This window comes from Umezawaea sp. (assembly GCF_057122925.1).
Window position 1 is genome coordinate 51,088 of record NZ_DBNGPQ010000148.1, and the last position, 25,805, is coordinate 76,892.

The 25,805-nt window shown below is 72.7% G+C and carries 28 protein-coding genes; 8 read left to right on the top strand and 20 right to left on the bottom strand.

Annotated elements, in window-relative coordinates; all coding sequences use genetic code 11:
- Positions 1 to 57: 57 nt before the first annotated feature.
- The 9 genes from AC156L_RS33785 to AC156L_RS33825 form a co-directional block, all read right to left on the bottom strand.
- Positions 58 to 1,122 carry an extracellular solute-binding protein gene (locus tag AC156L_RS33785; RefSeq protein ID WP_330879300.1) on the bottom strand — a complete coding sequence of 355 codons (1,065 nt, stop codon included), beginning with the start codon at positions 1,120 to 1,122 and terminating at the stop codon, positions 58 to 60.
- Between the two features lie 259 nt (positions 1,123 to 1,381).
- The gene (locus AC156L_RS33790) at positions 1,382 to 2,512 is read right to left on the bottom strand and encodes an ABC transporter ATP-binding protein (protein ID WP_330879301.1); all 1,131 of its coding nucleotides are present in this window, start codon (positions 2,510 to 2,512) and stop codon (positions 1,382 to 1,384) included.
- Positions 2,509 to 3,345, bottom strand: coding sequence for an ABC transporter permease (locus tag AC156L_RS33795; RefSeq protein ID WP_330879302.1), 837 nt, complete (start codon positions 3,343 to 3,345; stop codon positions 2,509 to 2,511). Before AC156L_RS33795 ends, AC156L_RS33790 begins: the two co-directional genes overlap by 4 nt.
- Positions 3,345 to 4,202: an ABC transporter permease gene (locus tag AC156L_RS33800; RefSeq protein WP_330879303.1), complete on the bottom strand. Its 858-nt coding sequence runs from the start codon at positions 4,200 to 4,202 to the stop codon at positions 3,345 to 3,347. Before AC156L_RS33800 ends, AC156L_RS33795 begins: the two co-directional genes overlap by 1 nt.
- Positions 4,203 to 4,350: 148 nt before the next feature.
- Positions 4,351 to 5,136, bottom strand: a complete 786-nt coding sequence (locus AC156L_RS33805; RefSeq protein WP_330879304.1) for an SDR family NAD(P)-dependent oxidoreductase — start codon at positions 5,134 to 5,136, stop codon at positions 4,351 to 4,353.
- Positions 5,137 to 5,206: 70 nt separating this feature from the next.
- Positions 5,207 to 6,010, bottom strand: a complete 804-nt coding sequence (locus tag AC156L_RS33810) for an HpcH/HpaI aldolase family protein (protein ID WP_330879305.1) — start codon at positions 6,008 to 6,010, stop codon at positions 5,207 to 5,209.
- The gene (locus AC156L_RS33815) at positions 6,007 to 6,924 is read right to left on the bottom strand and encodes a cupin domain-containing protein (RefSeq protein WP_330879306.1); all 918 of its coding nucleotides are present in this window, start codon (positions 6,922 to 6,924) and stop codon (positions 6,007 to 6,009) included. Before AC156L_RS33815 ends, AC156L_RS33810 begins: the two co-directional genes overlap by 4 nt.
- A complete protein-coding gene (gene kce, locus AC156L_RS33820; RefSeq protein ID WP_330879307.1) occupies positions 6,921 to 7,880 on the bottom strand; it encodes a 3,5-dioxohexanoate:acetyl-CoA acetone transferase in 960 nt (319 codons plus the stop codon). Before kce ends, AC156L_RS33815 begins: the two co-directional genes overlap by 4 nt.
- Positions 7,877 to 8,800 carry a DUF6282 family protein gene (locus AC156L_RS33825; RefSeq protein ID WP_330879308.1) on the bottom strand — a complete coding sequence of 308 codons (924 nt, stop codon included), beginning with the start codon at positions 8,798 to 8,800 and terminating at the stop codon, positions 7,877 to 7,879. Before AC156L_RS33825 ends, kce begins: the two co-directional genes overlap by 4 nt.
- Before the next feature lie 293 nt (positions 8,801 to 9,093).
- Between AC156L_RS33825 and AC156L_RS33830 the strand changes: the two genes are divergently transcribed.
- Positions 9,094 to 9,441: a helix-turn-helix domain-containing protein gene (locus AC156L_RS33830; protein ID WP_330879309.1), complete on the top strand. Its 348-nt coding sequence runs from the start codon at positions 9,094 to 9,096 to the stop codon at positions 9,439 to 9,441.
- Between the two features lie 46 nt (positions 9,442 to 9,487).
- Here AC156L_RS33830 and AC156L_RS33835 read toward each other — a convergent pair whose 3' ends face one another.
- Together AC156L_RS33835 and AC156L_RS33840 are read right to left on the bottom strand one after the other, a co-directional pair.
- Positions 9,488 to 10,078 (bottom strand): ClpP family protease, encoded by a 591-nt coding sequence (locus tag AC156L_RS33835; protein ID WP_330879310.1) that lies wholly within the window; start codon positions 10,076 to 10,078, stop codon positions 9,488 to 9,490.
- On the bottom strand, positions 10,075 to 10,695 hold the full coding sequence (locus AC156L_RS33840) for a ClpP family protease (protein WP_330879311.1): 621 nt from the start codon (positions 10,693 to 10,695) through the stop codon (positions 10,075 to 10,077). The genes AC156L_RS33835 and AC156L_RS33840 overlap by 4 nt, the downstream gene beginning before the upstream one ends.
- Before the next feature lie 462 nt (positions 10,696 to 11,157).
- On the opposite strand from AC156L_RS33840, the gene AC156L_RS33845 reads away from it, so the two are divergent.
- Positions 11,158 to 11,466 carry a DUF1540 domain-containing protein gene (locus tag AC156L_RS33845; RefSeq protein ID WP_330879312.1) on the top strand — a complete coding sequence of 103 codons (309 nt, stop codon included), beginning with the start codon at positions 11,158 to 11,160 and terminating at the stop codon, positions 11,464 to 11,466.
- Positions 11,467 to 11,576: 110 nt separating this feature from the next.
- Here AC156L_RS33845 and AC156L_RS33850 read toward each other — a convergent pair whose 3' ends face one another.
- A complete protein-coding gene (locus AC156L_RS33850) occupies positions 11,577 to 11,759 on the bottom strand; it encodes a hypothetical protein (protein WP_330879313.1) in 183 nt (60 codons plus the stop codon).
- A 172-nt stretch (positions 11,760 to 11,931) separates the two neighbouring features.
- On the opposite strand from AC156L_RS33850, the gene AC156L_RS33855 reads away from it, so the two are divergent.
- The 4 genes from AC156L_RS33855 to AC156L_RS33870 all read left to right on the top strand — a co-directional run bounded on the left by AC156L_RS33855 (position 11,932) and on the right by AC156L_RS33870 (position 15,138).
- The gene (locus AC156L_RS33855) at positions 11,932 to 12,426 is read left to right on the top strand and encodes a universal stress protein (RefSeq protein WP_330879314.1); all 495 of its coding nucleotides are present in this window, start codon (positions 11,932 to 11,934) and stop codon (positions 12,424 to 12,426) included.
- 148 nt (positions 12,427 to 12,574) lie between these two features.
- Positions 12,575 to 13,231 (top strand): response regulator transcription factor, encoded by a 657-nt coding sequence (locus tag AC156L_RS33860; RefSeq protein ID WP_330879315.1) that lies wholly within the window; start codon positions 12,575 to 12,577, stop codon positions 13,229 to 13,231.
- Positions 13,232 to 13,366: 135 nt separating this feature from the next.
- Entirely contained in the window at positions 13,367 to 14,377 is a 1,011-nt protein-coding gene (locus AC156L_RS33865; RefSeq protein WP_330879316.1) for an Acg family FMN-binding oxidoreductase, read from the top strand.
- A gap of 140 nt (positions 14,378 to 14,517) precedes the next feature.
- Entirely contained in the window at positions 14,518 to 15,138 is a 621-nt protein-coding gene (locus tag AC156L_RS33870) for a CBS domain-containing protein (RefSeq protein ID WP_330879317.1), read from the top strand.
- A gap of 5 nt (positions 15,139 to 15,143) precedes the next feature.
- Here the strand turns inward: AC156L_RS33870 and AC156L_RS33875 are convergent, their stop codons facing one another.
- On the bottom strand, positions 15,144 to 15,782 hold the full coding sequence (locus AC156L_RS33875; protein WP_330879318.1) for a CBS domain-containing protein: 639 nt from the start codon (positions 15,780 to 15,782) through the stop codon (positions 15,144 to 15,146).
- 114 nt (positions 15,783 to 15,896) lie between these two features.
- On the bottom strand, positions 15,897 to 16,301 hold the full coding sequence (locus AC156L_RS33880; RefSeq protein ID WP_330879319.1) for a phosphoketolase family protein: 405 nt from the start codon (positions 16,299 to 16,301) through the stop codon (positions 15,897 to 15,899).
- Between the two features lie 10 nt (positions 16,302 to 16,311).
- Here AC156L_RS33880 and AC156L_RS33885 point away from each other — a divergent pair, with 10 nt between their 5' ends.
- Positions 16,312 to 16,911 carry a hypothetical protein gene (locus AC156L_RS33885; protein ID WP_330879320.1) on the top strand — a complete coding sequence of 200 codons (600 nt, stop codon included), beginning with the start codon at positions 16,312 to 16,314 and terminating at the stop codon, positions 16,909 to 16,911.
- Between the two features lie 26 nt (positions 16,912 to 16,937).
- Here the strand turns inward: AC156L_RS33885 and AC156L_RS33890 are convergent, their stop codons facing one another.
- From AC156L_RS33890 to AC156L_RS33910, 5 genes are all read right to left on the bottom strand, one after another.
- Positions 16,938 to 19,511: a cation-translocating P-type ATPase gene (locus tag AC156L_RS33890; RefSeq protein WP_330879321.1), complete on the bottom strand. Its 2,574-nt coding sequence runs from the start codon at positions 19,509 to 19,511 to the stop codon at positions 16,938 to 16,940.
- Entirely contained in the window at positions 19,508 to 22,144 is a 2,637-nt protein-coding gene (locus AC156L_RS33895; RefSeq protein WP_330879322.1) for a bifunctional acetate--CoA ligase family protein/GNAT family N-acetyltransferase, read from the bottom strand. The genes AC156L_RS33890 and AC156L_RS33895 overlap by 4 nt, the downstream gene beginning before the upstream one ends.
- Positions 22,145 to 22,178: 34 nt before the next feature.
- Positions 22,179 to 22,688, bottom strand: a complete 510-nt coding sequence (locus AC156L_RS33900; protein ID WP_330879323.1) for a universal stress protein — start codon at positions 22,686 to 22,688, stop codon at positions 22,179 to 22,181.
- Positions 22,689 to 22,811: 123 nt separating this feature from the next.
- A complete protein-coding gene (locus AC156L_RS33905) occupies positions 22,812 to 23,390 on the bottom strand; it encodes a CBS domain-containing protein (RefSeq protein ID WP_330879324.1) in 579 nt (192 codons plus the stop codon).
- Between the two features lie 37 nt (positions 23,391 to 23,427).
- Positions 23,428 to 23,898, bottom strand: a complete 471-nt coding sequence (locus AC156L_RS33910; RefSeq protein WP_330879325.1) for a universal stress protein — start codon at positions 23,896 to 23,898, stop codon at positions 23,428 to 23,430.
- Between the two features lie 393 nt (positions 23,899 to 24,291).
- Between AC156L_RS33910 and AC156L_RS33915 the strand changes: the two genes are divergently transcribed.
- A complete protein-coding gene (locus AC156L_RS33915; protein WP_330879326.1) occupies positions 24,292 to 24,675 on the top strand; it encodes a hypothetical protein in 384 nt (127 codons plus the stop codon).
- A 24-nt stretch (positions 24,676 to 24,699) separates the two neighbouring features.
- On the opposite strand, the gene AC156L_RS33920 is transcribed toward AC156L_RS33915, so the two are convergent.
- Positions 24,700 to 25,805 (bottom strand): lycopene cyclase family protein (locus tag AC156L_RS33920; protein WP_484407609.1); only part of this gene is annotated, 1,106 nt, incomplete at its 5' end.

Below are 25,805 nucleotides of genomic sequence, written 5' to 3' on the forward strand. Positions count from 1 at the left end.
ACTGTAGTTCACATCGAGAACAGAATCGTCGCGAGATGCGGGGGTCGCCGTCACACCTCAGCCCACCAGCCAGTTGCCGAGCCTGGTGGTGACCGCGTCGAAGTTCTGCGAGTACCAGTCGATGTCCTGGACCACGGTCTTCCCCGTGTTCACCGGGCCGCCGACCTCCAGGAGCTTGCCGTTCTCGGAGAGGTTCGGCTTCGCGTTGAGGTTGACCGGCACGACCGCGAGGGCTTCGGCGATCCTCGCCGCGGGTTCGGGCTGCACCAGCGACTGGAGGAAGTCCTCCGCCGCCGCCTTGTGCTTCGAGCCGAGCGGCACGGCGAGCGCGTTGAGGGTCACCACGGTCGTGTCCCAGACCATCTTGACGTTCTTCTTGTCGTTGAGCAGCGCGATCATCCGCGAGTCGGGGAGCAGGAACATGTCGACCTGGTCGGCGCTGGCCGCCTGCTGGAGCGCGCCCACGTTGGCGGCGAACAGCGTGTCCCCGCGGATGGTGTCCCACTTCTTCAGCGCGCGGTCGACGTCGAGCGGGTAGATCTTGTCCGGCGCCACGCCGTCGGCGAGCAGCGGGAACTCCAGGATGCCGTTCTGGAGGTTGGTGATGACACCGCGCTTGCCGGGGAACTTGCCCGTGTCGAAGAAGTCCTTGAGGGTCTTGGGCCCCTCCGGGTACTTGGCCGCGTTGTAGCCGAAGATCGTGGCGTTGGACCAGTTGCCCACGTAGCACTCCCCGATCGCCTGCGGCGAGAACTCCTTCGGGTCGAGCTTGGGCAGGTTCAGCTTCTCGAAGAGGGTGCCGCAGTTCTGCTTGGCCGCGGCGGGGGCCACGGACATGACGTCCCACTGCACGACGCCCGCCTGCACCTGGGCCTTGACCTGCGCCACGTCGGCGGGCGAGGAGTTGGCGAAGGTCACGTTGGGGTGCGCGGCGGTGTAGGGCTCCTGGAAGGCCTTGATCTGCGCGTCCTGCCCGGACCCGCCGTAGGACACGAAGGTGAGCTTCTCCGGGCCGCCGGTGCCGCTCGCGCTCCCGTCGTCCGCGCCGCCGCAACCGGCGAGCAGCGCCGCCGCGGCGGCGAGGGCGGTGCCCGCGAGGGCCGTTCTTGATCGAGACGCCATTGTCCACACCTCTCGTCGGGAGTCTGTCGGGCAGTGGATCGAATTTGTTCACGATGCGATCTGCCAACTCCGTAATGCGAACACGATACCTAATATTGCCTGGTAGGTACAGCGTTGAGGCCCGAATCTCCGCCGTTCGTGGCGCGACGCGCGACCCGGCTCCCACGATGCGGTGACGCGGCGCGCGGCGCCGTGCGAGGGCACGCCGAAGAGGCGCGCTGCCGGTCGGGCAGCGCGCCTCCTGGCGGGCGTTCGGGGGTCAGGCCGCGACGATCCGCTGCGACCGGGGCCGCCACCACATCACGACGTCGTCGCCGATGGCGTAGTCGCCGCGCAGCGCGCTGATGCGGGCGCGGCCGAACAGGCCGCGCTCGCCGATGGTGAGCAGCAGCGTGCGGTAGGCGCCCATGTACTCGACGTCGCGCACGGTCGCCCGCACGGCGTTGGCGCCCGCGGGCACGGCGTCGCGACCGCCCGCCACCTCGACGTCCTCGGGCCGCACGACGATCGCGCAACCCGAGGGCACGCCGGGGTGCGCGGAGACCGTGGCCGGGTCGACGGCCCAGGACTCCCCCTCCCACACGACGCTCCCGAGGGCGGTCCGCCCGAGCTCGAACACGTTCGAGTCGCCGAGGAACCTCGCCGTGAAGAGGGTCTCGGGCTCGGCGTAGAGCTGCTGAGGCGTGCCGACCTGTTCGATGCGCCCGCTGTTGAACAGCGCGATCCGGTCGGCGAGGTTCATCGCCTCCTCCTGGTCGTGCGTCACGAAGACGAACGTGGACCCGACCTCGCGGTGGATCCGCCGGATCTCCGTCTGGAGGGCCGCGCGCAGGTTGCGGTCGAGCGCGCCCAGCGGTTCGTCCAGCAGGAGCGCCTTGGGCTCGAAGACGATCGCGCGGGCCAGCGCGACCCTCTGCTGCTGCCCACCGGACAGCTTCGAGGGGTGGGTGTCGTCGCGCCCGGTCAGCTGCACGAGCTCCAGCACCTCGGCGACCTTCCTGGCGATCTCCTGCTTGCCGACCTTGCGCTGCCGCAACGGGTACGCCACGTTCTGCGCGATCGTCATGTGCGGGAACAGCGCGTAGTTCTGGAACAGCATCCCGAGGTTGCGGCGGTGCGGCGGGACGTCGCTCACGTCGGCCCCGTCGAGCGAGATCGTGCCCGCGGTGAGGGTCTCGAACCCGGCGATCAGGTTGAGCGTGGTCGTCTTGCCCGACCCGCTCGGCCCGAGCAGCGTCATGAACTCGCCGGGCTCGATCGTCAGCGAGATGTCGTCGACCGCGGGCGTGGTGAGCCCGTAGTCCTTGGTGACGGACTCCAGGCGGATCTCGGTGCCGCGCCCGGTCTCCCGCGGCGTTGCGGTGAGCTCCGCAGTGGTCTGGCGTGTCATGGTCGCGGCTCCCGTCGACTGCCCGCCCGGCCGCGCAGCAGCTGGGGCAGGATGAAGATGATGGTCACGGCGACGACCATCAGGCTCGATGCCGCCGAGATCGTCGGATCGATCTCGACGGTGACGCTGTTGTACATCTGCACGGGCATGGTCTGGAACAGCGGGGACCTCAGGAACAGCGCGATGACCACCTCGTCGAACGAGACGATGAAAGCGAAGATCCCGCCGGTGAGGATGCCCCTGCTGATCAGCGGCATCGTCACCTGGACGAACGACTTCAGCGGGCTGGCTCCGAGCGACGCCGCGGCCTTGAGCAGCCGCTGGTCGAAGCCGCCGAGGGCACCCGTGACGGAGACCAGCACGTACGGGACGGCTATCGCGGTGTGGGCGAGCACGTACCCGGTCACCGTGCCGGTGAGCCGCCACCCGAGGAAGGAGATGTACACCGCGACCGCGACGACGATCGCGGGCGAGACGATCGGCACCATCAGCACCGTGCGGACGAGCCTGGCGAGCCGTCCGTCCAACCCGGACAGCGCCACGGCCGCCGCGGTCCCCACCGTCGTGGCCAGCAGCGCCGTGAGCGAGGCGACCAGGAACGAGTTCCCGAGGGAGTCGAGCCAGATCGGGTTCGTGAAGAAGTTCTCGTAGAGCCGCAGCGAGAAGCCCGGCGGTGGGAACTGGAAGGTCGTGGCTGAGCTGAAGCTCATCGGGATGACGAACAGCGTCGGCAGGATGAAGAAGGCGATGACGAGGCCGCCGACGACCTTGAGCCACCACGGGATCGGGTCGATCGTGTCGGGTCGCCGACGGGTGCGCACGGGGGTGCTCATCAACGGTCCTTCGGTTGACTGGTCGCGACCACACCGATCGCGGACACGGTGCCGCCCACCCGGTTCGCCCACACGACGAGCCCGAGCGTGATCACCAGCACGACCATGCCGAGTGCTCCCGCGGCGGCGAAGTCGAGCAGGAGGGTGGTCCGCTGGGCGAGCAGCTGGGCGACGAGCGACTGCTGGGGCGACCCGAGCAGCGCGGGCGTCACGTAGAACCCGAGGCTCAGCGTGAACACGAGCATCACGCCCGCCATCACCCCGCCGCGCGACAGCGGCCAGAAGACCTTCCAGAACGCCGCCGTCGGGGACGAGCCGAGGCCCCTCGCGGCGAGCAGGAGCTTCCGGTCGATGGAGCCGAGGGTGCTGAACAGCGGCAGCACCATGAACGGGAGCATCACCTGGGTCATCGCGATCGTGACGCCCGCGTTCGTCCCGTAGAGGACGACGTCGTCGACCCCGATCAGCTCGAACGCGCTCTGCACCGGACCGCCGTCCTGGAGGATGATGATCCAGGCGAAGTTGCGCGCCATCACGGACGTCCAGAACGGGATGAGGACGACCACCAGCAGGATGCCGCGCGCACGGGGGCTCACCCTCGTCATCAGGTACGCGTAGGGGTAGCCGAGCAGCAGGGCGGCGAGCGTCACCACCGCGGCGGTCAGCGCCGTGCGCCCGAGCACCGTCATGGTCACGCCGTCGGTGAAGAGGTGCTCGTAGTTCGCCAGCGTGAGGTCGGGGCTGGAGACGCTGCGGACGAACGTCCCGCCCAGCGGTACCAGCAGGATCCCGGTCAGCAGGGCGAGCGCGGGCACCAGCGGGAGCCAACTCGACCATCTGATCTTGCGCGAGGACATCCTCGTCCCCTTCCGGCTCGAAGCTGACGGCTCAGTAAAGCAAGCCGTTGTTCAGGTCGCAATCGCTAGGTTCGTATCGCGAACACTTGGTGGGCCGTACGTGAGTGGCCAGTGACAACGAGCGACAAGTTCGTTCCACATCCCGAACTCAGGCGCTGTACCCGCCGTCGACGGGCAGGACCACCCCGCTGACGTGGCTCGCCCGGTCGCTCAGCAGCCACGCGGCGGCGTTGGCGGTCTCGGTGGTCGAGCCCGCCTTCCGCAGCGGGACGGCCGCGAGCCTGCGCTCCACCGCCTCCGGGTCCTCCGCCCGCCACTTCGTGAACATCGGGGTCTCGGTGGGACCGGGGGCGATGACGTTGACGCGGATGCCCAGCGGCCCGTTGTCGTGGGCCGCCGTGCGGGTGAGGCCGATGACCGCGTGCTTCGTCGCCTGGTAGGCGCCGAGGCCGGTGTTGCCGCGGAACCCGCCGACGCTGCTCGTGTTGACGATCGCGCCACCGGACTCGCGCATCGCCCGGATCTCCTCGCGCAGGCAGAGCCACGTGCCCTTGACGTTCACCGCCATCACCCGGTCGAAGTCCTCCTCCGACACGTCGTCGAGCCTGCCGTACTGGTTGACGCCCGCGTTGTTGAACGCCCCGTCGAGCCTGCCGAACCGGCTGAGCGTCGCGTCGACGAAGCGGGCGACGTCGGCCCCGACGCTGACGTCACCGGCGGTGTGGGCGACGTCGTGCCCGGCCGCGGTCAGCTCCCCGGCGAGCGCCGCGAGGGTGGCCTCCGAGCGCGCCGCGATCATGACCGACGCGCCCTCCTCGGCGAACACCCGCGCGGCGTCGGCCCCGATGCCGGTGCTCCCGCCGACGACGAGGACGACCTTGCCCGCGAGCAGCCCGGTTCCTGGTGGCCTCTGGGCCTGTGCGTTGTCGGACAAGGTGTCCGCCTCCTGGTTGTTCGGTGTGGTCTCGGTGCCGACCCTGGCACGGTGTGCCGGTCAGCGCTGGTCAGAGCTGGTCGGCGGTCGGACGCGCGCCCGCCGACCGTCCCGCCCGGACGGCGGCGGCCGCCGCCGCCCCGAGCAGGCTGGCGTCGTTGCTGAGCATCGTGAACGCGTAGCCCGCCGCGACGGCGGCCCGCACGGACCGCTCGGTCGCGCCGCCCGCGTTGCCGATCGGCTTGCCCGCCGCCGTGCAGCCCGCGATGGCCGCGGCGATCAGCTCCACGACCCTCGGGTCGTCCTCGGTGGTCGCCTCCGACGTGCTCAGGTCCGCGGCGCCCACGAGCAGCGCGTCGACCCCCTCGACCGACGCGATCCCTCCCGCCGACCTGGCCGCGAGGGCGCTCTCGACCTGCGCGATGAGCACCACCTCCTCCTGGCCGAAGCGGAGGTACTCGGCGCGGTCCAGCGCGCCCCACGCGCCCGCCCGGCTCGTCGCGCCGACGCCCCTGGTGCCCCACGGCGGGAAGCGGACGGCCCGCACGGCCGCCTCGGCCTCGGCGACCGTGTCCACGTGCGGCAGCATGATCCCCTCGGCGCCCGCGTCGAGCAGGCGCTGCACGACACCGCCGTCCAGCGCGGGGACCCGCACGACCGGCGCCACCCCGAGGTGGGTCGCGGTGCCGATCAGCCGGTAGGCCGTTTCGAGGTCGATCGGCGAGTGTTCGAGGTCGACGACCACGAAGTCGAAGCCCGCCAGCGCGATCAGCTCGACGCTCTCCACCACCGGGAGCTTCACCCACGTGCCGAGCGCGGGCCCGTCGGACCTGGCCAGGGCGGCGCGGAACAGGCTGCGGCGCGGCGCGGTCATCGGGCGGGGTAGTCGGTCGCGTTGAGCACCCAGCCGGGTCGGGCGGAGAAGTCCTCGCGCGGCGGGGAGAAGATGTCGACCAGCTGCTGGTGCGACCCCACGCCCTGGGTCGTGTGGACGCTCGGCGGCGGGATGACGGTGATCGACGGCGATCCGACCCTGCCGTGCTCCTCGGGGCGCCACCGCGTCGAGTCCGGGCCCCAGGGGTACTGCACGTGGTGGATGAACTCGCCCTTGAGCGCCAGCGACAGCTGTTCGAAGTCGTCGTGGTGGTGCGGGGAGAGCTTGAGCGGGTCGCGCGGCGTGGGCTCCTCGGCGAGGAAGTTCACCATCAGGTTCGTCGTCCGGAAGATCCGGCCGAACCGGCCCGGCGCGATCGGCGTCTCCGCGAGCGGGTGGACGCGCAGCCGGAAGCCGCCCACCGGGTCGGGCCACGGCACGAGCGGGGCGCAGCGGGGGTCCGGCTCGGCGTAGGCGTCGGCGTTGAGCGCCGCCCCGCGCAGGTCCTCGGCGACCGAGGAGAACACCCGGATGACGGGGCCCGCGGTCAGCGCCTCGACGACGCTGTCCCCCGGCGGCACCACGACGAACGCCTCCTCGTCGACCTTCGCCCGCTCACCGCCCGCGACGACCCGGATCGGGGCGCTGTCGGAGTGGACCAGGACGGCGTACTCGTCGGGCTGGTCGTCGCGGGTGAAGCAGTCGCCCGCGACCGCCTCCGTGTAGGCGAACACCACGTTCTGGCCCCGCGTGATCCACGTCCGGCTGCCCGCCGGGCTGATCGACGTGGGCGGTCGACCGGTGAACTCCAGGTACTGGGCGGCGGCGATCGGGGTGGACGGGTCGACCGCCGCCCGCTCGGACGGGGCGCTCGCCAGCTGGGACCTGATGTCGTCCTTGGCGTACATCGTCATGTCGGCACCTCTCGTGACCGTTGCGTGGTGGTGTGCTGCGCGCCCTTGAGGCCCAGCATCCGGCGGACGTCGGCGGGCGTCGCGATCTCCCTGCCCAGTCCGGTGAGGACGTCCCGGACCTTGCGCACCTGCTGGCTGTTGCCGGTGGCCTTCTCGCCCTTGCCGATGTACAGGTTGTCCTCCAGCCCGACGCGCACGTGGCCGCCCAGCCACGCGCTGTGGGTGCAGAACTCCATCTGCTGCCGCCCGGCGGCGAAGGCGGAGAAGTGGTAGTCGGCGCCGAAGAGCTTGTCGGCGATGGCGACCATGTGCGTGAGGTTGGCGTGGTCGGCCCCGATGCCGCCGAGGATCCCGAAGACCCCCTGCACGAGGAACGGCGGCTTCGCGAGCCCCCGGTCGGCGAAGTGCGCGAGGGTGTACAGGTGGCCGATGTCGTAGCACTCGTACTCGAACCTGGTGCCGCCCCGCTCCCCCAGCTCCCGCAGGGCGTGCTCGATCTGCTCGAAGGAGTTGACGAACGGCGTGCGGTAGGTGTTCTCGACGTAGGGCTTCTCCCACGCGTGCTTCCAGGTCGTCACCCGGTCGGCGATGCCGGAGTAGACGAAGTTCATCGACCCCATGTTGAGCGAGGCGAGTTCGGGGCTGAACCGGACCGCCGCGGCGAGCCGCTCCTCGATCGTCATGGACGACGCGCCGCCGGTCGTGATGTTGACGACCGCGTCGCACCCCGCCGCGATCGGCGGGATGATCTCCTCGAAGACCTCGGGTTCGAACGCGGGCCTGCCGTCGGCCGCGTGCCTGGCGTGGAGGTGGATGACGGCGGCCCCGGCCTCCGCGGCGGCGAGCGACTCCGCGACGACCTCCTCCGGGGTGATCGGGAGGTGGTCGCTCTGCGACGGCACGTGGACCGAGCCCGTGATCGCCGCGCTGATGATCACCCGTTCGGCGGCCCTCACGACGGGCTCTCCTCCAGCCCCAGCAGGAACGCGGGGTTGTCGGCGATCATCCTGCGGACGTCCTTCTCGGGCACGCCGTGGTCGAGCAGCGCGGCGACGAGGTAGAGGTAGCCGTCGACGGGCAGCGGGTTGCCCTCCTGGCCGAGGTCGGACGAGATGACCGTCCTCTCGGGACCGACGCGGTCGATCCAGTCCAGCAGCTGCTGGATCGGCCACCCGATCGCCGTCACCTCCGGGTGGTACATGGCGATCTCGTGCTCGACGTAGGCGCCGAGGCCCACCAGTTCCTCGATGTCGGAGTTCGACGCGCCCACGATGAAGTCGGGGTGTTGCAGGAGCAGCCGTCGGACGCCCTTGCCCGCGGCCACCTCGAACAGCGCCTTGGCGGGCTCGCCGCCCAGGTGGCCGCCGGTGAGCAGCGCGCCGGTCTCGGCGACGATGTCGACGACCCCGCGCGTGCCCGCCGAGACCTCGCCGGCCTCGTCGAAGATCGACACCTCGGTCTCGGCCAGGTCGACGGCCGCGGCCGGGAAGTCGCCGCCGTGGCTGTGGTGGTCGATGTGCTGCTTGGAGCACGTGGTCGGGGCCCAGACGCAGCGCCCGCCCATCCGCAGGCTCATCGCCACGGCCGACGGGTTCATGCCGCCGACCTCGCTGTTGAGCGCCACGCCGCCGTAGACCGGCGTGGGGGCGTCCGCGAGCCAGGGACCCATGGCGAGCAGGTCCATGACCGTGTTGTGGTGGTGCGACTTGACCAGGATCGCGCGCATGCCGATGCGCGCCCCGTCGTAGGACGCCTCGACGTGGTCCAGCCGTCGCGGGAACGGACTGGGACCCGAGTGGCAGTGCAGGTCCACGGCGCCGTTCAGGACCTTCAGCAACGCCGGCGAGACCGGCTGCGCTCCTTCGGCTGACAGCATCGGCGAACCTCCGTAAGGTGCGGACTGTGAACAGTGAGTTCACCATACGGATTTGATTGTTCGCTGTCTACGCAGTCACGGGACGAACGCGGAGAAAAGTGGCAGGAGCAGGGAGTTCTCGCCGACGAGTGGAGCGGACCGGATTCCGGTGACGTTCACCGAACACTAAGAACGTTCGTCATGTGAACTCGATGTTCAGCCCGGCGTGGTCGAGCCCTGGGCGCACCGGCGGGTGTTCCGCCGGGAGCGGAACCGCTTGCCCCCGGACACCCCGCCGGTGCCAGGATCAGCGCATGGCGGACATCCTCCCCTTCCAGCACAGGCACGCCACCGCACCGGACCGCGAGCCGGAACCGCTGTGGCGCGAGGCGCTGGGCCGGACCCTGCGCACGGCGAGGGAGGAGCAGGGGGGCCGCCTCGTCGACGTCGCGGACCGGGCAGGCATCTCCCCGCAGTACCTCTCGGAGATCGAACGCGGGCGCAAGGAGCCGTCCAGCGAGATGATCGCCGCGGTCACCGGCGCGCTCGGCGTCGACCTGGCCGACCTGCTCACCGACGTCGCGGGCGCCGTCCGCCGCCGCCCCGGCGCCGTCCGCACCCCAGGACGCCGCCCGGCAGGCCCCGTGCTGCTGGCCGCCTGACCCCCCGCGACCGGACCGCACCCCCCGGCCGTCCGGTCGCACGGGTTCAGGGCCGCTGGTCGAGGACCAGGTCCGCGAGCCCGTAGTCGACGGCCTCCTTCGCGTCGAACACGCGGTCGCGGTCGGTGTCGTGCCGCAGGTCCGCGACGGCGCGGCCGGTGTGCGCGGACAGGATCTCCTCCAGCTGCGTGCGCACCCGCACGACCTCGTCGGCCTGGAGGATGAGGTCCGGGATGGTGCCGCGGCCCTGCGCCGCGGGCTGGTGCAGCACCACCCTGGTGTGGGGCAGCACGAACCGGTGCCCCGGCGCGCCCGCGGCCAGCAGCACGGCGCTGGCGGCGACGGCCTGGCCGACGCACGTGGTCGCCACCGGGGCCTTGATGAAGCGCATGGTGTCGTACAGCGCGAGCATCGCGGACGGGTCGCCGCCCTCGGAGTTGATGTAGAGGCTGATCTCCCGCTCCGGGCTGTCGGCCTCCAGGTGCAGCAGCTGCGCGATCAGCGCGTTCGCCACGCCGGAGTCGATCGCGGTGCCCAGGTAGACGATCCGCTCCGACAGCAGGTGCGAGTAGACGTCCATGATCCGCTCGCCGCCCGCGTTGCGCGTGATGACGTTGGGGATGGTGTAGGTGCTCATGCGCGGACCCCCGTCGAGCTGAGCCCCAGCGCGTGGGTGCGCACGGGCACGACCTGGTCGAGGCTGGACACGATGTGGTCGATGAAGCCGTACTCGCGCGCCTGCCCCGCGGTGAACCAGCGGTCGTGCAGCGAGTCGGTGAAGATCCGCTCGACCTCCTGGCCGGTGTCCTCCGCGATGATGCCGAGCACCGTGTCGCGCATGTGCCGCAGGTCGTCGGCCTGCACCTCCACCTCGACCGCCGACCCGCCGATCCCCGCCGAGCCCTGGTGCATCAGGATCCTGGCGTGCGGGAGGGCGAAGCGCTTGCCGCGCGTGCCCGAGGACAGCAGGAACTGCCCGGCGCTGCACGCCAGTCCCAGCGCGAGCGTGGACACGTCGCACGGCACGAGCCGCATCACGTCGCGGATGGCCAGCATCGACGGGACCGAGCCGCCCGGCGAGTGGATCCACAGCGCGATGTCCTTGCCGGGGTCGTCGCTCGCGAGCGACAGCATCTGGGTGGCGAGCACGGTCCCGTTGTCGTCGTCCAGCACGCCGTCGAGGATGAGCACGCGCTGGCTGAGGAACCGTTCTCGGAGTCGGTGGTCGAAGAGCGGCTGCTTCTCGTTCGTCATGCCCCGACGATGCCCCGCCGGGGGCGCCGCCCGCGGACCGATCTGCTGTGAGCGGATCAGCCCACGGCGGACGCCCCCTCCCTCCACCGTGGACCGCGGGCGCCGTCGGGGGACCCCGTGCTCGGGCCGGTGGTCCGCGACCTCCTCGGGGCTCAGCGTCGAGCAGGCGCGCGCGGAGCGCGGCCCCGACGGCTCCGGCGGCCCGGTACCGCTCGTGGGCGCGGGCGCACGGGCATCTCCGCCGAGGACCTGCCGCTTCGAGCACCCTCGACGCGGGGACCGCGTTCACGCTCGCTTCCCGGAGGGGAATGTCGAGAAATCACCCGATGGGTGGGCGGACGACGATATTCGGAATGCCAAAGGATAGGCTCCCCTAAATTGCTGTCACATTGCGGACTCCGGGTGGCGGTGGCATCGTTCGGCTGGTCCGAATTGATTCCCACCACGCAATGCGGAGCTGACATGACCACGCTTGAGAATCCGGCTATGCCCGCCGTCCACGAGTGCACCGTGAGCGGCTGCTCCTACAACCACGACGGCTGCCACGCCTTCGCCATCACCGTGCGCGGCGAGAACGGCGCGGCCGACTGCGGCACCTTCATCCCGCTGAGCACCAAGGGAGGCCTGGACAAGGTCGTCGCGAAGGTGGGCGCGTGCTCGCGCACCGACTGCGTCCACAACGCGTCCCTGGAGTGCACCGCGCAGAGCGTCCGCATCGGCCAGGGCGAGGGCGACCACGTGGCCAACTGCCTGACCTACACCAGGGCCTGATCGGCGCTCGCCCCACCGGCGACGCATTGATCGAACGTTCCGCGAAGTGCGTCCGGGTACCGGTGCGGGAATGCGGTGCCAATTCCGAGTTCACCGGAACGGGTGGATCATCACCACCACTTCCGACGGGTTGTCCCGTCCGCGATCACCCCGGTGAGATCGGTGTCGGTGAAGTCGGTGTCGGTGTCGGTGTCGGAGAAGTCGAAGTCGGCGTCGGTGAGATCGGTGCGGGTGAGCACCGCGGCTGCCGAGACGCCCGCCCTCGGCGCCGGACCCGGTTCCCACCAGAGCACCACCTGGTCTGGCGGGCGTGCTCACCAGCGCTCGGACACCCGGCCCTCGCCCCCGGTGACGGCGATGGGCCCGGTGACGGCGATGGGCCCGGCCGGTCCGGGTCGTTCGTCCCTCGTCCGTGCTCCCCGTGGGCACCACGATCGAAGGACCACGGACGAGGAGCTGATCACCATGAGCACGGCGCAGCGGATCATCGTCGGCATCGACGGCTCGCCCGCGAGCACGGCGGCCCTGAGGTGGGCGGTCCGGCAGGCCAGGAACTCCGGGAGTCCGGTGCTGGCGGTGTCGGTGCGCGGGATCGACGTCAAACCGCCGTCCAGCACGCCGCTGCCGGTCACCGAGCCCCTCGGGGCCGACCCGTCCCGCGAGCAGCACGCGCTCGCCCTCCGGACGGCGGTCGAGGAGCTGGGTCAGGACGCGGAGGGGGTCGTGATCGACCAGCTCGTCCCGACCGGCGAGCCCGCGAAGGTGCTGGCGGAGCTGTCCGAGGGCGCCGAGGGGCTGGTGCTGGGCGGCCACGGCTACCGGAGGTCGGGCCTGACGGTGATCGGCTCGGTGGCGGCGCACTGCCTGCGCCACGCCCGCTGCCCGGTCACCGTGGTGCCGCTCGCGTCGGTGCGCGCCGACGGGACCGCGGTGCCGGACCCCGCACGGGAATCCCGCTGAGAGCGGGTGGCTCACCGCCGTGCGCGGCAGAGTCCTTGGACTCTGTTCCCCCGTGGTCGACGGAGGCACCGTCACCACCAACGGAGTACCGTGCGCCGGGCCGATCGCGTGACGGTGGGGCCCGGCTTCGCTCTTGGAGGTGGTGGGGGTGCCCACGAGGATCTTCCTGGTGGACGACCACGAGATCGTCCGCAGGGGTGTGGCGGAGCTGCTCGGGGAGGAGGGGGACCTCGACGTCATCGGCGAGGCGTCGTCGGTGTCCGAGGCGCTCGCCAGGGTTCCGGCCAGCGGCGCGGACGTCGCGGTGCTCGACATCCGGCTCCCGGACGGCAACGGCATCGAGCTGTGCCGCGACCTGCGGTCCGAACTGCCCGACCTGAAGGTGCTGATGCTGACCTCGTTCGCCGACGACGAGGCGCTCTTCGACGCGATCATGGCCGGGGCGTCGGGTTTCGTGCTCAAGCAGATCCTCGGCGGCGACCTCGTGCACGCCGTGCGCACGGTCGGCGGGGGCCAGTCGCTGCTCGACGCGAAGACGACGTCGGCGCTGCTGAACCGGATCCGCCGCGAGCGCGACAACGGCGACCCGCTGCGGACGTTGACCGAGCAGGAGCGCACGGTGCTCGACCTCATCGGCGAGGGCCTGACCAACCGGCAGATCGCCGACCGCATGTTCCTGGCGGAGAAGACCATCAAGAACTACGTGTCGCACCTGCTCGCCAAGCTGGGGATGCAGCGCCGGACCCAGGCCGCGATCCTCGCCAGCCAGCTCCGGAAACCGGGTCAGGGCACCACCGAGGCCTGAACACGGCCCCCTGGCCCGCGAGGACGCGGTGTACGTCCCTGCCGTCCGAGGACTTTCGACGGTGTGCCGGGAAGCCCGGACGAACGACAGTGGGAGGGGTCAGGTCAACTTCCCGGTTCGACGAGGTGAGAAGCGATGGGCGCGGTGGTGCCGACGTTGGGTCTGGCCGAGGACGACGTCAGCGGCGTGCTCGAAGCGGCGTCGTTGGCCCCCTCCCTCCACAACAGCCAGCCGTGGCGGTTCGCGCTGCACCCGGACCGGGTCGAGCTGCACTTCGACCCCGGCGAGCAGCTGCTCGCGACCGACCCCGAGAGCCGTGAACTGCGGCTGTCCTGCGGTGCCGCGCTGCTGAACACGCGGCTCGCCCTCCAGGGCCTCGGCATCCGACCGCTGGTCACGCTGCTGCCCGGCCAGGGCGCGGGCGGCGCGCTCGCGGTCGTCCGGCGCGGCGGGCGGTTCACCGCCACCGAGGAGTCCTGTTCGCTGCTCAGGGCCGTGGCGCACCGCAGGACCAACCGGCACCCGTTCTTCGACGACCCGGTGCCCGCGCGGCACCGGCAGCTCCTGGTGCGGGCGGCGGAGCAGGAGCGGTCGTGGCTGCACGCCGTGACCACCCGCGAGGAGAAGGTGCGGCTGCGGGACCTCGTGCAGCTCGCGCACCGCGACCAGCTCGCCGATCCGGGTGTGCAGGCGGAACTGCGGGAGTGGACGGGAGACCGGGCCGACCGGGGGCACGGGGTGCCGTCGACCTCGGCCGGGCCGACTCCCGCGCCGCAGGACGAGTGGGCGTTGCGGGACTTCGCCCCCGGCGCGTCGGCGGCCCGGTCGTCGGGCAAGGACTACGAGCCCGATCCGCTCGTCGTCGTGCTCTGCTCGTTCTACGACGGGCCCCTCGCCGAACTCCAGGCGGGCCAGGCCCTCCAGCGCGTGCTGCTGGTGGCGACCACGCTCGGCCTGTCCGCCTCGTTCCTGTCGCAGGTGGTGGAGGTCCGGCGGGCGCGCGACAGCCTGCGCCGCGTGCTGGGCGGCTCCCTGTTCCCGCAGACGGTGCTGCGGATCGGCTTCGGGTCCCCCGTGCCGCCGACACCGCGCCTGCCGGTGCGGGAGCTGGTCCTGTCGTCGTGCGGCGTCGACACGGGACCCTGACCGATCATGTCCTCTGTGGACGGTACTGCTGGGGGGCGGGACCTCGGGGCACGGCGGCAGGACCTTCGACTCTCGGCCCGGCCGTTCCCGCGCACGAAGCTGGACCAGGAACCGCACTCCGCGGTGTGAGGAGCTGAACGATGCGAGCAGAAGACGTCATGTCCAGTCCCGTGGTCACGGTCCGGCCCGACACCCCCGTCAAGGCCGCCATCGGTCTGATGACCTCGCACGGCTTCACCGCGCTGCCCGTGGTCGACGCCGACGACCGGCTGGTCGGCATCGTCACCGAGGCCGACCTGGTGCGCGACCGCGTCATCCCGGACGCCCGCACCCTGGTGTGGCGGGAGGACAGGGCCCCGGTGGTCGAGCCGCCGCCCGACGCGGTCGGCGAGGTCATGACCAGCCCGGCGACGGCGGTCCGCCGCAGCGCCGACATCGCCGAGGTGGCGACGGTGATGCTGGACGGCCACATCCGCTGCACCCCCGTCGTCGACCGCGGGAAGCTGGTCGGTGTCGTGAGCCGCCGGGACCTGCTGCGCACGCTGGCCCGCGACGACCGCGCGATCGTCGCCGACGTCCGGCACGTGCTGGCCAAGTACGGCGGGCACGGCCGCTGGGCGGTGTCCGTCGCCGACGGGGTCGTGACGGTCGTGGACGAGTTCGACGACGCCGAGGACCGGCACGTCGCGAGCGTGCTGGCCCGCAGCGTCCCCGGTGTCCAGGCCGTCACGGTGACGTCGAGGCTCGACGAGAGGGTCTGACGGGCCTACCGCTCGTCGCAGCCCAGTTCGCCGTGCACGTCCACCACACCGGGCAGGAGGCGGACCGACGCGAGGGCGCGGTCCACCTGACCGCGCCGCTCCAGCCACCCGGAGAGCCGCACCCTCCCCTCCCGGACCGACACGACGACCAGGTCGGGGTCGACGCCGACGTCCTCGCGCAGCACCCGGCGCACGTCGGCCCGGATGTCGTCGTCCTCGCGCAGGTAGTCCCGGAGCAGGTCGCGGCGCGCGAGCACACCGACCAGCACGCCGTCGTGGTCGACGACGAACAGCCGCCGCACGGTCGACTGGGCCAGCAGGGCGATGGCCTCGCTCACCGGCGCGTCGGGGGCGATGACGATCGCGGGTGTGGTCATGACGTGGCTCGCGGTGGCGCCGAAGGCCTTGCGCCACCGCGCCAGCCCGCCGCCGGTCGTCGGGGCGGGGACGCTGCCTCCCCGGTACTCGCGGTTGGCGAGCAGGTCGGCCTCCGACACGACACCGGCGACCGCACCGCCGTCCAGGACCGGGACGGCGCTGATGCCGTGCTCCACCAGCAGCGCCGTCACCTCCCTGACGGGCGTGTGCAGCTCCACGGTGACGACCGGACTGGTCATCACCGACGCCACGCTGGGTTCGCGCACGGTCTCCTCCTCCCGGTCACACCGCCGACCCGGCGGTCTCGACGTCCTCCCGCGCCCGCACCACGAGGACCGACGACCTCGACACCCGGCCGGGGTTGACGACGGGGGTCCGCATCACCCGCTCCAGGTCCGGTCACGAACCTCCGGCAGATCCTCACCGGTGCGGCGGATGTGGTTGTGGTGCGCGGTGTGCCTGTCCCGCAAGTGCTGCCGCAGGTGCCCGATCCGACCCGCCACCCTCGGCACCCGCTCCAGCGCCGCGAGCGCGAGGGTGCAGCGGTCGACCTCGTCGAGCACGCACATGTCGAACGGCGTCGTCGCGGTGCCGTTCTCGTGGAAACCGTGCACGTGCATCCGGTCGTGGCCGGGCCTGCGGTAGGTCAGCCGGTGGATCAGCCACGGGTACCCGTGGTAGGCACAGATCACCGGCGCGGTGCCGGTGAAGACCTCCTGGTAGTCCCTGTCGGAGATCCCGTGCGGGTGCAGCCCGGACGCGACACCCGAGGAAGTCGTCCGCACCCTGGAGCGCATGTACGTCAGCGCCCTGGCGAGCACGGGGGCCGCGGTCGGGGCCACCGCGGCCGCACCCGCCGTCGGCACCGGGATCGCGCTGGCGCTGTCGGCGGGCGAGTTCTTCTCCTCGCTCGAACTGAGCACCCTGTTCGTGCTCTCGGTCGCCGAGGTCCACGGGGTCCAGCTCGACGAGATCGAACGGCGCCGGACGCTCGTCATGGGGATCCTGCTCGGCGAGTCCGGCTCCAAGACCATCGGCGAGGTCGCTGAGCGCACCGGCCGGCACCGGGCCCGCCAGCTCGTCAGCCAGGTGCCCGCGACGACCCTGAAGCAGACCAACGGTGTCCTGGGCAAGAATTTCATCACCAAGTACGGCACGAAGCAGGGGATCATCGTGCTCGGCCGAGTGGTCCCGTTCGGCATCGGCGCGGTGATCGGTGGCGGCGCCAACGCCACCGTCGCCACCCTCGCCGTCCGGGCCACCCGGCGCGCGTTCGGCCCGGCACCGCGGTCCTGGCCCGAGACGTCGTCGGAGCCCGCGCCGGAAACACCGCCGGGAGTCGTTCAGGGGATCGTGCTGGAGTCGAACCCCGAACCGAGACCGCCGACCCGCTGAGCACCGGGTCGGCGGACGTGCTGGGTTCAGGCGACGCCACGACGCCTCCGCTCCAGCGCGCGTTCCCGCCACTTGTCCAGCTCCACCAGGACGTACCCGACGACGCTCGCCGCCACCACCACACCCCAGTCCCACCAACCGAGGGGGCTCGTGTGGAACAGCGCGTTCATCGCGGGCAGGTAGGTGAACAGCAGTTGCAGCACGGCGGTCAGCGCGATCCCGCCCAGCAGCCAGGGGCTGCGGCTGAGTGGCACTCCGGGCCGGAGCTTCGTCAGCGACCGGCAGTTGAGCAGGTACGCGATCTGCACGGCCACGAAGACGTCGACCGCGACCGTGCGGGCCACCTCCAGCGGCGCGCCCGTCGCCAGCCACCAGTGGAACGCGCCGAACGAGGCACCGAGCAGGATCACGGAGACGAACAGGGTCCGCCGCACGAGCATCCCGGTGAGCAGGGGCAACGACGGCGGGAGGGGCGGTCTGCGCATCACGTCCGGCTCGCGCGGCTCGAACGCCAGCGTGAGACCCAGCGCGACCGCGGTGGTCATGTTGATCCACAGGATCTGCACCGGCAGGATCGGCAGCGCGGTGCCCGCCAGGATCGCGGCGAGGATCACCAGGCCCTCGGCCATGTTCGTGGGCAGGGTCCAGATGATGAACTTGCGCAGGTTGTCGAAGACCGAGCGGCCCTCCTCGACGGCCGCCCTGATGGACGAGAAGTTGTCGTCTGCCAGCACCATGTCCGCGGCCTGCTTCGCCACCTCCGTCCCACCGCGGCCCATCGCGACGCCGATGTCCGCGCGCCGCAGCGCGGGGGCGTCGTTGACGCCGTCGCCGGTCATGGCGACCACGTGCCCCCGCTCCTGGAACTCCGTGACGAGCCGCAGCTTCTCCTCCGGCGTCACCCTGGCGTGGACGCCGTCCTCGGGGATGTCGAAGGTCCGCGCGATGGCGCGCGCCGTCACCGGGTGGTCGCCGGTGATCATGCGGACGTCGACGCCCGCGGAGCGGCAGGCCCGGACGGCCTCGATCGCCTCGGGACGCGGCGGGTCGTGCATGGCCTGGAGGCCGAGCAGGTGGACCCGGCCGCGGAGGTTGTCCTCCGTCAGCTCGGTCCCTGCGGGCAGCCGGGCCGACCCCACGGCCAGGACGCGCAAGCCCGCCGAGGCGAGGTCGTCGGCCGCACCGTGCTCGCCGGGGTGCCCGGTCAGGTCGAGGACGCGTTCGACCGCACCCTTGAGGTACACCACGCCGCCCTCGTGGGAGGTGGCCATGTACTGGCGCTCGGAGGTGAACGGCAGCGCGTCGAGCCGGGCGGGGACGTCGGCCGCGGTCAGCCCGGCCTTGCGCGCGGACACGACGAGCGCGGCCTCGGTGGGGTCGCCGACCGCCGTCCAGGTCCCGTGCTCCCGCACGATCCGCGCGTCGTTGCACGCCAGGCCCGCGAGCAGGCACTCGCGCAGCGCGGGCGTCACGGTGTCCGAGAACGCCCCGTCCGGGTCGTAGCCGACACCGCTGACGTCGTAGGCCTTCCCGGCGACCACGACGGTGCGCACGGTCATCGCGTTGGCGGTCAGGGTGCCGGTCTTGTCGGTGCAGATCATCGTGGTGCTGCCCAGCGTCTCCACGGCGGGCAGCCGCCGGATGATCGCGTTGCGGCGGGCCATGCGGGCGACGCCGATCGCGAGCGTGACGGTGACCGCGGCGGGCAGGCCCTCCGGGATCGCGCCGACGGCCAGCGCCACGGCGGCGGTGACCATCTCGCTCAGCGGTTCGCCGCGCACCAGGCCGATCACCACGCTGACCGCGGCCAGCCCGAGGACGACCACCGTCAGCAGCTTGGCGAACCGGTCGAGCTTGCGGGTCAACGGGGTCCGCACGGTCGAGGTGCTGCCGACGAGCCGGTGCACCCGGCCGATCTCGGTGTCCGGCCCGGTGGCGACGACGACTCCGCGCGCGGTGCCCGCCGTGACCAGGGTGCTGGAGTAGGCCATGTTGACGCGGTCGGCCAGTGCGGTGTCCGACGGCAGCGCGACCGGGTCCTTCGCCACGGCCTGCGACTCGCCGGTGAGCGCCGACTCGTCGACCGCGAGTTCCCCGGCGCGCACGAGCCTGAGGTCGGCGGGCACCTGGTCGCCGGGTTCGAGCGCCACGAGGTCGCCGGGCACGAGGTCGTCGGAGGAGATCCGGGTCGCCTCGCCGCCGCGCACGACGGTGGCCTCGGTGCGGACCATGGCCACCAGCGCGTCGAGCGCGCGTTCGGCCCGGAGTTCCTGCACGAACCCGATCAGGGCGTTGACGACCACGACGGCGAACACGACCGAGGCGTCCACGGTCTCCCCGAGCGCCGCGGTCAGCACGGCCGCCCCGAGCAGGACGTAGATCAGCGGGTTGGTGACCTGGGCGAGGAGTTGGCGCGCCCACCCCCGACCTCGGGGCGGGGGCAGGGTGTTGGGTCCCAGTTCGGCCAGCCTGCGCCGGGCTTCCTCCGGTGGCAGACCGGTGTCCGCGTCGGTCTCGGCGAGCAGGACGACCTCGTGGACCGGCATCCCGTGGTGGACGGCGGTGTCGACGCGTTCCCCGGTGGCGAGTGGCACGGTCATCCCCGTCCGCTCGGGCGCAGGCCGCGCAGGAACGGGTCGACCGGCGAGGCGGGTACGACGCGCACGCGCGCGTCCACGACCTGGCAGCGGTCGCCGGTGGCGATCACCGGGTTGAGGTCCAGCTCGGCGACCTCCGGCACGAGTTCGGCCAGTCTCGCCACCCGCAGCAGGACCTCGCGCACCGGGGCCTCCGCCACGGTCTCGAACACGCCCCCCGCGGCCCGGAACCCGTGCAGCAGGTCGTCCGCGTCGGCGGCCGTCAGCGGGGCGAGCGCGGCGGCGCGGTCGTCGACGAGGTCGGTGTCGACACCGCCGAGCCCGGTCACCACCAGCGGCCCGAACTGCTGGTCGTTGACCACGCCCACCAGCAGTTCCCGGCCGGGGTCGGCCATCGGCTGGACGAACGCGCCGCGCAGCCGGTCACCGAAGAGCGACCGGAACCGGCTGAACGCGTCCGCGGCGGCGTCCGGGGTGTCCAGGTCGAGCACGACACCGCCTCCCTTGCTCTTGTGCAGCAGGTCCACGGCGATGGCCTTGAGCACGACGGGACAGCCGAACCCGCGCTGCGCCGCCGCCGTCGCCTCGGCCGTGGTCGTCACGATCCCGCCCAGCACCGGCAGCCCGAACGCGGCCAGCAGTTCGACGACCCGGTCCGGGTCCAGCCACCCGCCCCGCGGTTCGGCGGCCAGGTGGTCGGCCACGAGGGCGCGGGCCCTGCCGACGTCGATCCCGTCCACGTCGTCCCGCCGCTCCGGACGCGCCAGCCACTCCGCGCGTTCGGCGAGCGCCGCCAGCACGGCGGCGGCCTGCGCCGGGTCGCCGTAGCCCGGCACCGGCCCGGACCCGACCGCCCGCACCCGCCCCGCGTCGACGGCGAGGACGGGCTTGCCCGCCACCGGGTGGACCCCGCCGGACGGGTCGCCGAGAGCGGTGGGGACGGTGACGGCGATGACGGCGTCCACCGCGGGGTCCGCCGCCACCACGTTCAGGCAGCGGGCGAACGTCCGCTCGTTCACGACGGCGGTGGTGTCGACCGGGTTGTGGGCGCTGGCCGTGGTGGGCAGCAGCGCCCGCAGCGCGTTCACGGTCGTGGTCGACAGCTCGGCCACGTCGAGGCCTCCCCGCACGCACGCGTCGGCCGCCAGCACCCCCAGCCCGCCCGCGTTGCTCAGCACGGCGACGGCACGACCGGCGGGCAGCGGTTGGGTGTGCAGCGCGGCGAGCACGTCCACCAGCTCGGAGACCCCGTCCACCGCGGTGATCCCGGCCTGCCGGAACAGGGCGTCACGGGTGATCGCCGGCGTGGCCGTCGCGGCGGTGTGCGACGCCGCCGCGCGCTGCCCCGCCTCCGAGGAGGCCGACCGGATGGCCAGCACCGGCTTGCGCCGGGCGACCCGACGGGCCAGCCGGGAGAACTTGCGCGGGTTGCCGAACGACTCCAGGTACAGCACGACGGCACGCGTGCGCTCGTCGCGCTCCCACCACAGCAGCAGGTCGTTGCCGCTCACGTCGTACTTGTCACCCGTGGACACCAGGTTGGAGGTGCCGAGGCCGAGGGCGCGCAGCCGCTCCACCACGGCGATGGCGATCCCGCCGGACTGGGTCACCACACCGACGCCACCGGCGGTGGTGCGGGTGCGGGCGAACGTGGCGTCCAGGCTGACACCGGGCTCCCCGGTGGAGACGCCGAGGCAGTTCGGGCCGACGACGCGCATCCCGTGCTCGCGGACCGCGTCCGCGAGGCCCCGCGCCAGCTCCGGGTGCTCGGTGACCCCGGCGGTGATGACCACCAGCGCCTTCACACCCCGCCGTCCGCACTGCTCGGCGACCGCGGGCACCTGGTCCGCGGGCACGCACAGCACAGCCAGCTCCGGCACGTCCGGCACCTCCGCGACCGACGGGTAGCAGGTGACCCCGACGATCGAGGACGCGTGCGGGTTCACCGCGTGCAGCTCGCCGGTGAAGCCTCCGGCGACGAGGTTGCGCAGCACGGCGTTGCCGACGCTCGTCTCCTTGCGACCGGCGCCGACCACGACGACCGAGGTCGGTTCGAGCACCGCGCGCAGGCTGTTCACGTCGGCGGTCAGCTCGCGGTCCGCGACCGCGTCGAGGTAGGACTCCACCGGTTCCAGCCCGAGGTCGACGTGCACCACGTCCCCGTCGGCGGTCACCGTCCACACCAGACCCATGTCCGTGAAGACCCGCAGCATCCGGGAGTTGATGGTCATCACGTCCGCGACGAAGCGCCGCACCCCGCGGCGGACGGCGAGGGAGCGGAGGCGTTCGAGCAGCAGCGTGCCGACCCCGTGCGCCTGGTCGGCGTGCGACACCACCAGCGCCACCTCGGCCTCGGACGGCTCGTCCAGGACGATGCAGCTCGCCGCGCCGAGCAGCGCACGGCCGCGGAACGCCCCGACCGTGACGTGGTCCGCGCCGTCCGGCGTGGCCATCCGGCCGACGAAGTCCTCCAGCTGCCGGGGCGAGGTCGAGAAGAACCTGAGGTAGCGGTCCTCCAGGGGCAGCGACTCGTGCAGCGCCAGCAGCGCGCCGACGTCACCCACCCCCAGCTCCCGCACCGACACCACCGTTCCGTCGGTCAGCAGGGCGCGGTCGGGTTCGAGGTTCACGGCCACGGCGAGACCTCCTGTGCGGTCCGGTCGGGCGGCGTCACAGCAGCGGGCCGGGGGTGATCGGCGCGCCGGAGCGCAGTGAGCGCTCGTGGTGCGCCACCGCGGTGGGGTCGTTGACCACCACGACCGGGCAGGACGCGTGGCGCACGCAGTGCAGGCTCACCGAACCCAGCAGTGCCGCCGCGACCGCGCCGAGCCCGCGACGGCCGACCACCAGCAGCGAGGCGTGCTCCGAGGCCTCGACGAGGGCCTGCCTCGCCTCCTCGGTGGCCGCGACGGTGCGGATCTCCACCGCCGTGGCCAGTTCCGCCACGGCGGTGTCGAGCACCTGCTGCTGCGCGGCGCGCAGTTCCTCGGGCAGCATCCCGATCATCACGTCGATCGGCACCGCGCCGACGGCCATGCCGAAGTCCCGGTGCTGCCCGGTGACCGCCTCGACCGCGCACCCGCGCCGCTCGGCCTCCTCCACCGCCCACGCCAGGGCCGCCCGGCTCGCCGGGGACCCGTCCACGCCGACCACGATCGGCCGGGAGTCGATGTCGTCCATGGTCCACTCCTCCTGCTGCTGGTTGCCACCGAGCTTCGCCGCCGGGCCCGGCGCGAGGTCAGTGGCGGCGGTCCCGCGTGGTCGGGACCTTCGACCCTTCGGCCGCCGCCGCGGGTGTCGCGGTCACGACGAGTCGCTCGTGGTGCGCACGGTCGCGGTCGAGACGCCCAGCACCCCTTCGGCCAGCGCGGTGACGACCCGCTGGACCTCGGCGTCGACGAACTCGGTGCCGATGGTCACCTCGCCGTCGCGCACGGACACCGACCAGCCGCCGGGCCCGCCGTAGACCTCCAGCCGGTGCCGCACCTCGGCGGCGATGTCGGTGTCCGTCCTGGCCAGACCGCGGACCAGGTCCCGGCGCGTGACCACGCCGACGACCCGCGAGCCGTCGACGATCGGCAGGCACCGCACGCGGTCGTCGAGCATGACCCTGGCGAGCAGCGCGGCGGGCGTCCCGACCGGCATGCCGAAGGCGGGCGAGGTCATCACCTCCTCGACGGGGGCGCCGAGCGACTCGGAGTCCGTGCCGTACCTGACGCGCAGCAGGTCCGCCTCCGCCACGATGCCGACCACGCGCTGAGCGTGGTCGACGACGGGCAGCGCGGTGAACCCGTGCGAGGCCAGCAGCGCCGCCGCCTCGCGGATCGGCACGCCGGGCGTCACGGTCACCGCCGGGCGGCTCATGATGTCCTGGGCCAGCACGGGGTTCCTCCTCCTCGTCGCTCCCCCGGCGGGCCGGTCACGCCCGCGCCCTCTCCTCGTCGTCCTCGGTGGCGACCCGCTCGATCCCCGGCGGCAGCACGACGACGGGGACGTGCGACCGCCGGACGCACGCCGAGCTGACCGAGCCGAGCACGACCTTGCGGAAGCGTTCGCCCCGGTGGCCCGCGACCACCAGCAGCGCCGCGTCGCTCGCGGCCCGCACCAGCGCGCCCGCCGGGTCGCCCTCGGCGGTGACCTGCTCGACCGGGGGCGCCGAGGGCCGTCCGGCGACGGCGGTGCGCACGGCGTCGTCGAGCGCCCTCTCGGCGTTGTCCCGCGTCTCCTGGAGGGTCGTCGGCGCCCAGTCCGACATCGGCTCGAAGCTCCACACCCGCACGGCGCGCACGGCGCACCCGCGGATCAGCGCCTCGTCGAGCGCCCACTCCAGCGCGTGCCGGGCCGCCTCGGACCCGTCCACTCCGACGACGACCGGCTTCCGCTCGTCCATCACGCCTCCCGCTCCTCCGACTCCCGCTCCTGCGGTACCAGCCTGGAACCGGACGCGGACGCGCAACAGGACCGAAGGTCCACGGCGCGGGGACCGGAATACCCTCCCCGCCACCGGGCGCGGGGAGGGTATTCGGAAGCACCCGAACCCGGCGCGGCCCAGGGGAAGAAGTCCCGTACCCGGCGGGTCGGACGACGGTGGCCGAATCCCGTTCCGCGCGATCGGATGGACGTGCGGGCGGAACCCCGCCCGCCTGGCAGGAGGAGGCGGCATGTCCACGACGAACCACGGGCACCGGGCGCCGGAGGAGCACGACCGCGGCGCCCACGTCGACCGACGTCCCCGAGGTCGCGGCGGTGGTCACGACCTCCTCGCGTGCCGAGGGGTGAGGCCATGACCGCGCGCAGGTCCGACCCGGCACGGGCGCGGGAGGCCGCTCGCGCGGCGCTCGACGAGATCGGCGCGCACCGCGCGCGGGCGCGGAAGCTCACCGTGCGGTGCTCCAGGGGCCACCACGTGGCCGCGGTGTACGCCACGTCGGCGGGTCTGGTGTACGCGTCGTGCACGAGGGCCCGCGCGCACGGGTCGCGGGACTTCGCCGACGTGCCCCGCGCCGCCGGGTCACGCCGGGACGAGCAGGTCGACCTGCTCCAGCGCGACGACCCGCTGGTGGACGACGCGCTGCCCGCCTCGTGCGAGTGCGGTCCGCGCGTGCTGTCCAGGAGCGACCTGCTCCGGGCGGTGGCCGAGCACAGGCGGCGGTTCGAGGTGACCTGACGAGCCGGGGCCGGCGCCGGACCGCTACTCCCGCATCCGCCTGCGGATCGCCCGCAGGTAGACCCCGACCGGCATCCCGGTGACCAGGCGGCCCTCCTGCGCGAACGAGGTGCGCTCGTCGAGGAAGCGCAGCGCGGGCTCCGCCGAACAGCCGCGGAACAGCGCCGCGAACGCGCGCTCCAACTGGCGGGGCTCGCGGGTGACCACGTCGAGCAGGGCGCCGTCGAACAGGCGGTGCCTCGCGCTCTCGGCTGGGAGGTCGAACGGGTGGCCGTGCTCGACCAGCGACCGCGCGACGGCGGCGCTGTCGCGCTGCACCCGCTGGTAGGAGTAGCCGGTGCTCGCCTTCACCATGCCGCCCGGCGTGCCGATGGCCAGCACGTCGCCCCGGCGGCGCGGCACCGCGCCCGCCGACAGCGGCAGCACGGCGCCCTCCTCGTGCAGCACCTCCCACTCCGCCGCGCCCAGGACGTCGGCCAGGTGCTCCGCCAGTGCGGCGCGCTGGACGTCGACACCGGGCAGCGGCCCGTGCGGGGGCGCGAAGGCCGTGTGCTCCACCAGCGCCTCGGTCGCCGAGAACGGGAGCACGTGGACGAAGGCGGCGGGCCCGGCCCGGCTCGTGCGGAAGTCGAACAGGGTGGGCGCCTCCGGGTCGAACACCGGGCGCGCGGTGCGGACGCGACGGCCGCGGAACACCAGGCGCGCGTCCACCGGCGGCGGTTCGGGCGGCCCGAGGACGCTGTCGAACACCCAGCGCGCCGCGACCTCCTCGCCGTCCACGACCACGCGCGTCCGGCCGGGCGGGCCGACGACCCGGTCGACGTGACCGCGGCGGAAGTCGAAGCGCCCCAACGGCAGCGCGAGCGCGCGGACGACCCGGTCCAGGTCGGTGCCCCGCACCACCAGGTACCGGTAGCGGCCGAGCGGGAGGGTGCGGGTCCGACCGTCCACGTGCACCCGGACGCGGTCGAACGCGCTGGACACCGCGGCGTCGAGCGGGCCCGGCCGGTCGGCCCACGAGGACCAGGCGACGGTGTCGAGCGGACGGCGGCCGTCGTCGACGACCACCACCCGCCCGTGCCACCGGGGTTCGAGGGCGAGGTGGCCCGCGAGCGCCAGCCCGCTCAGGC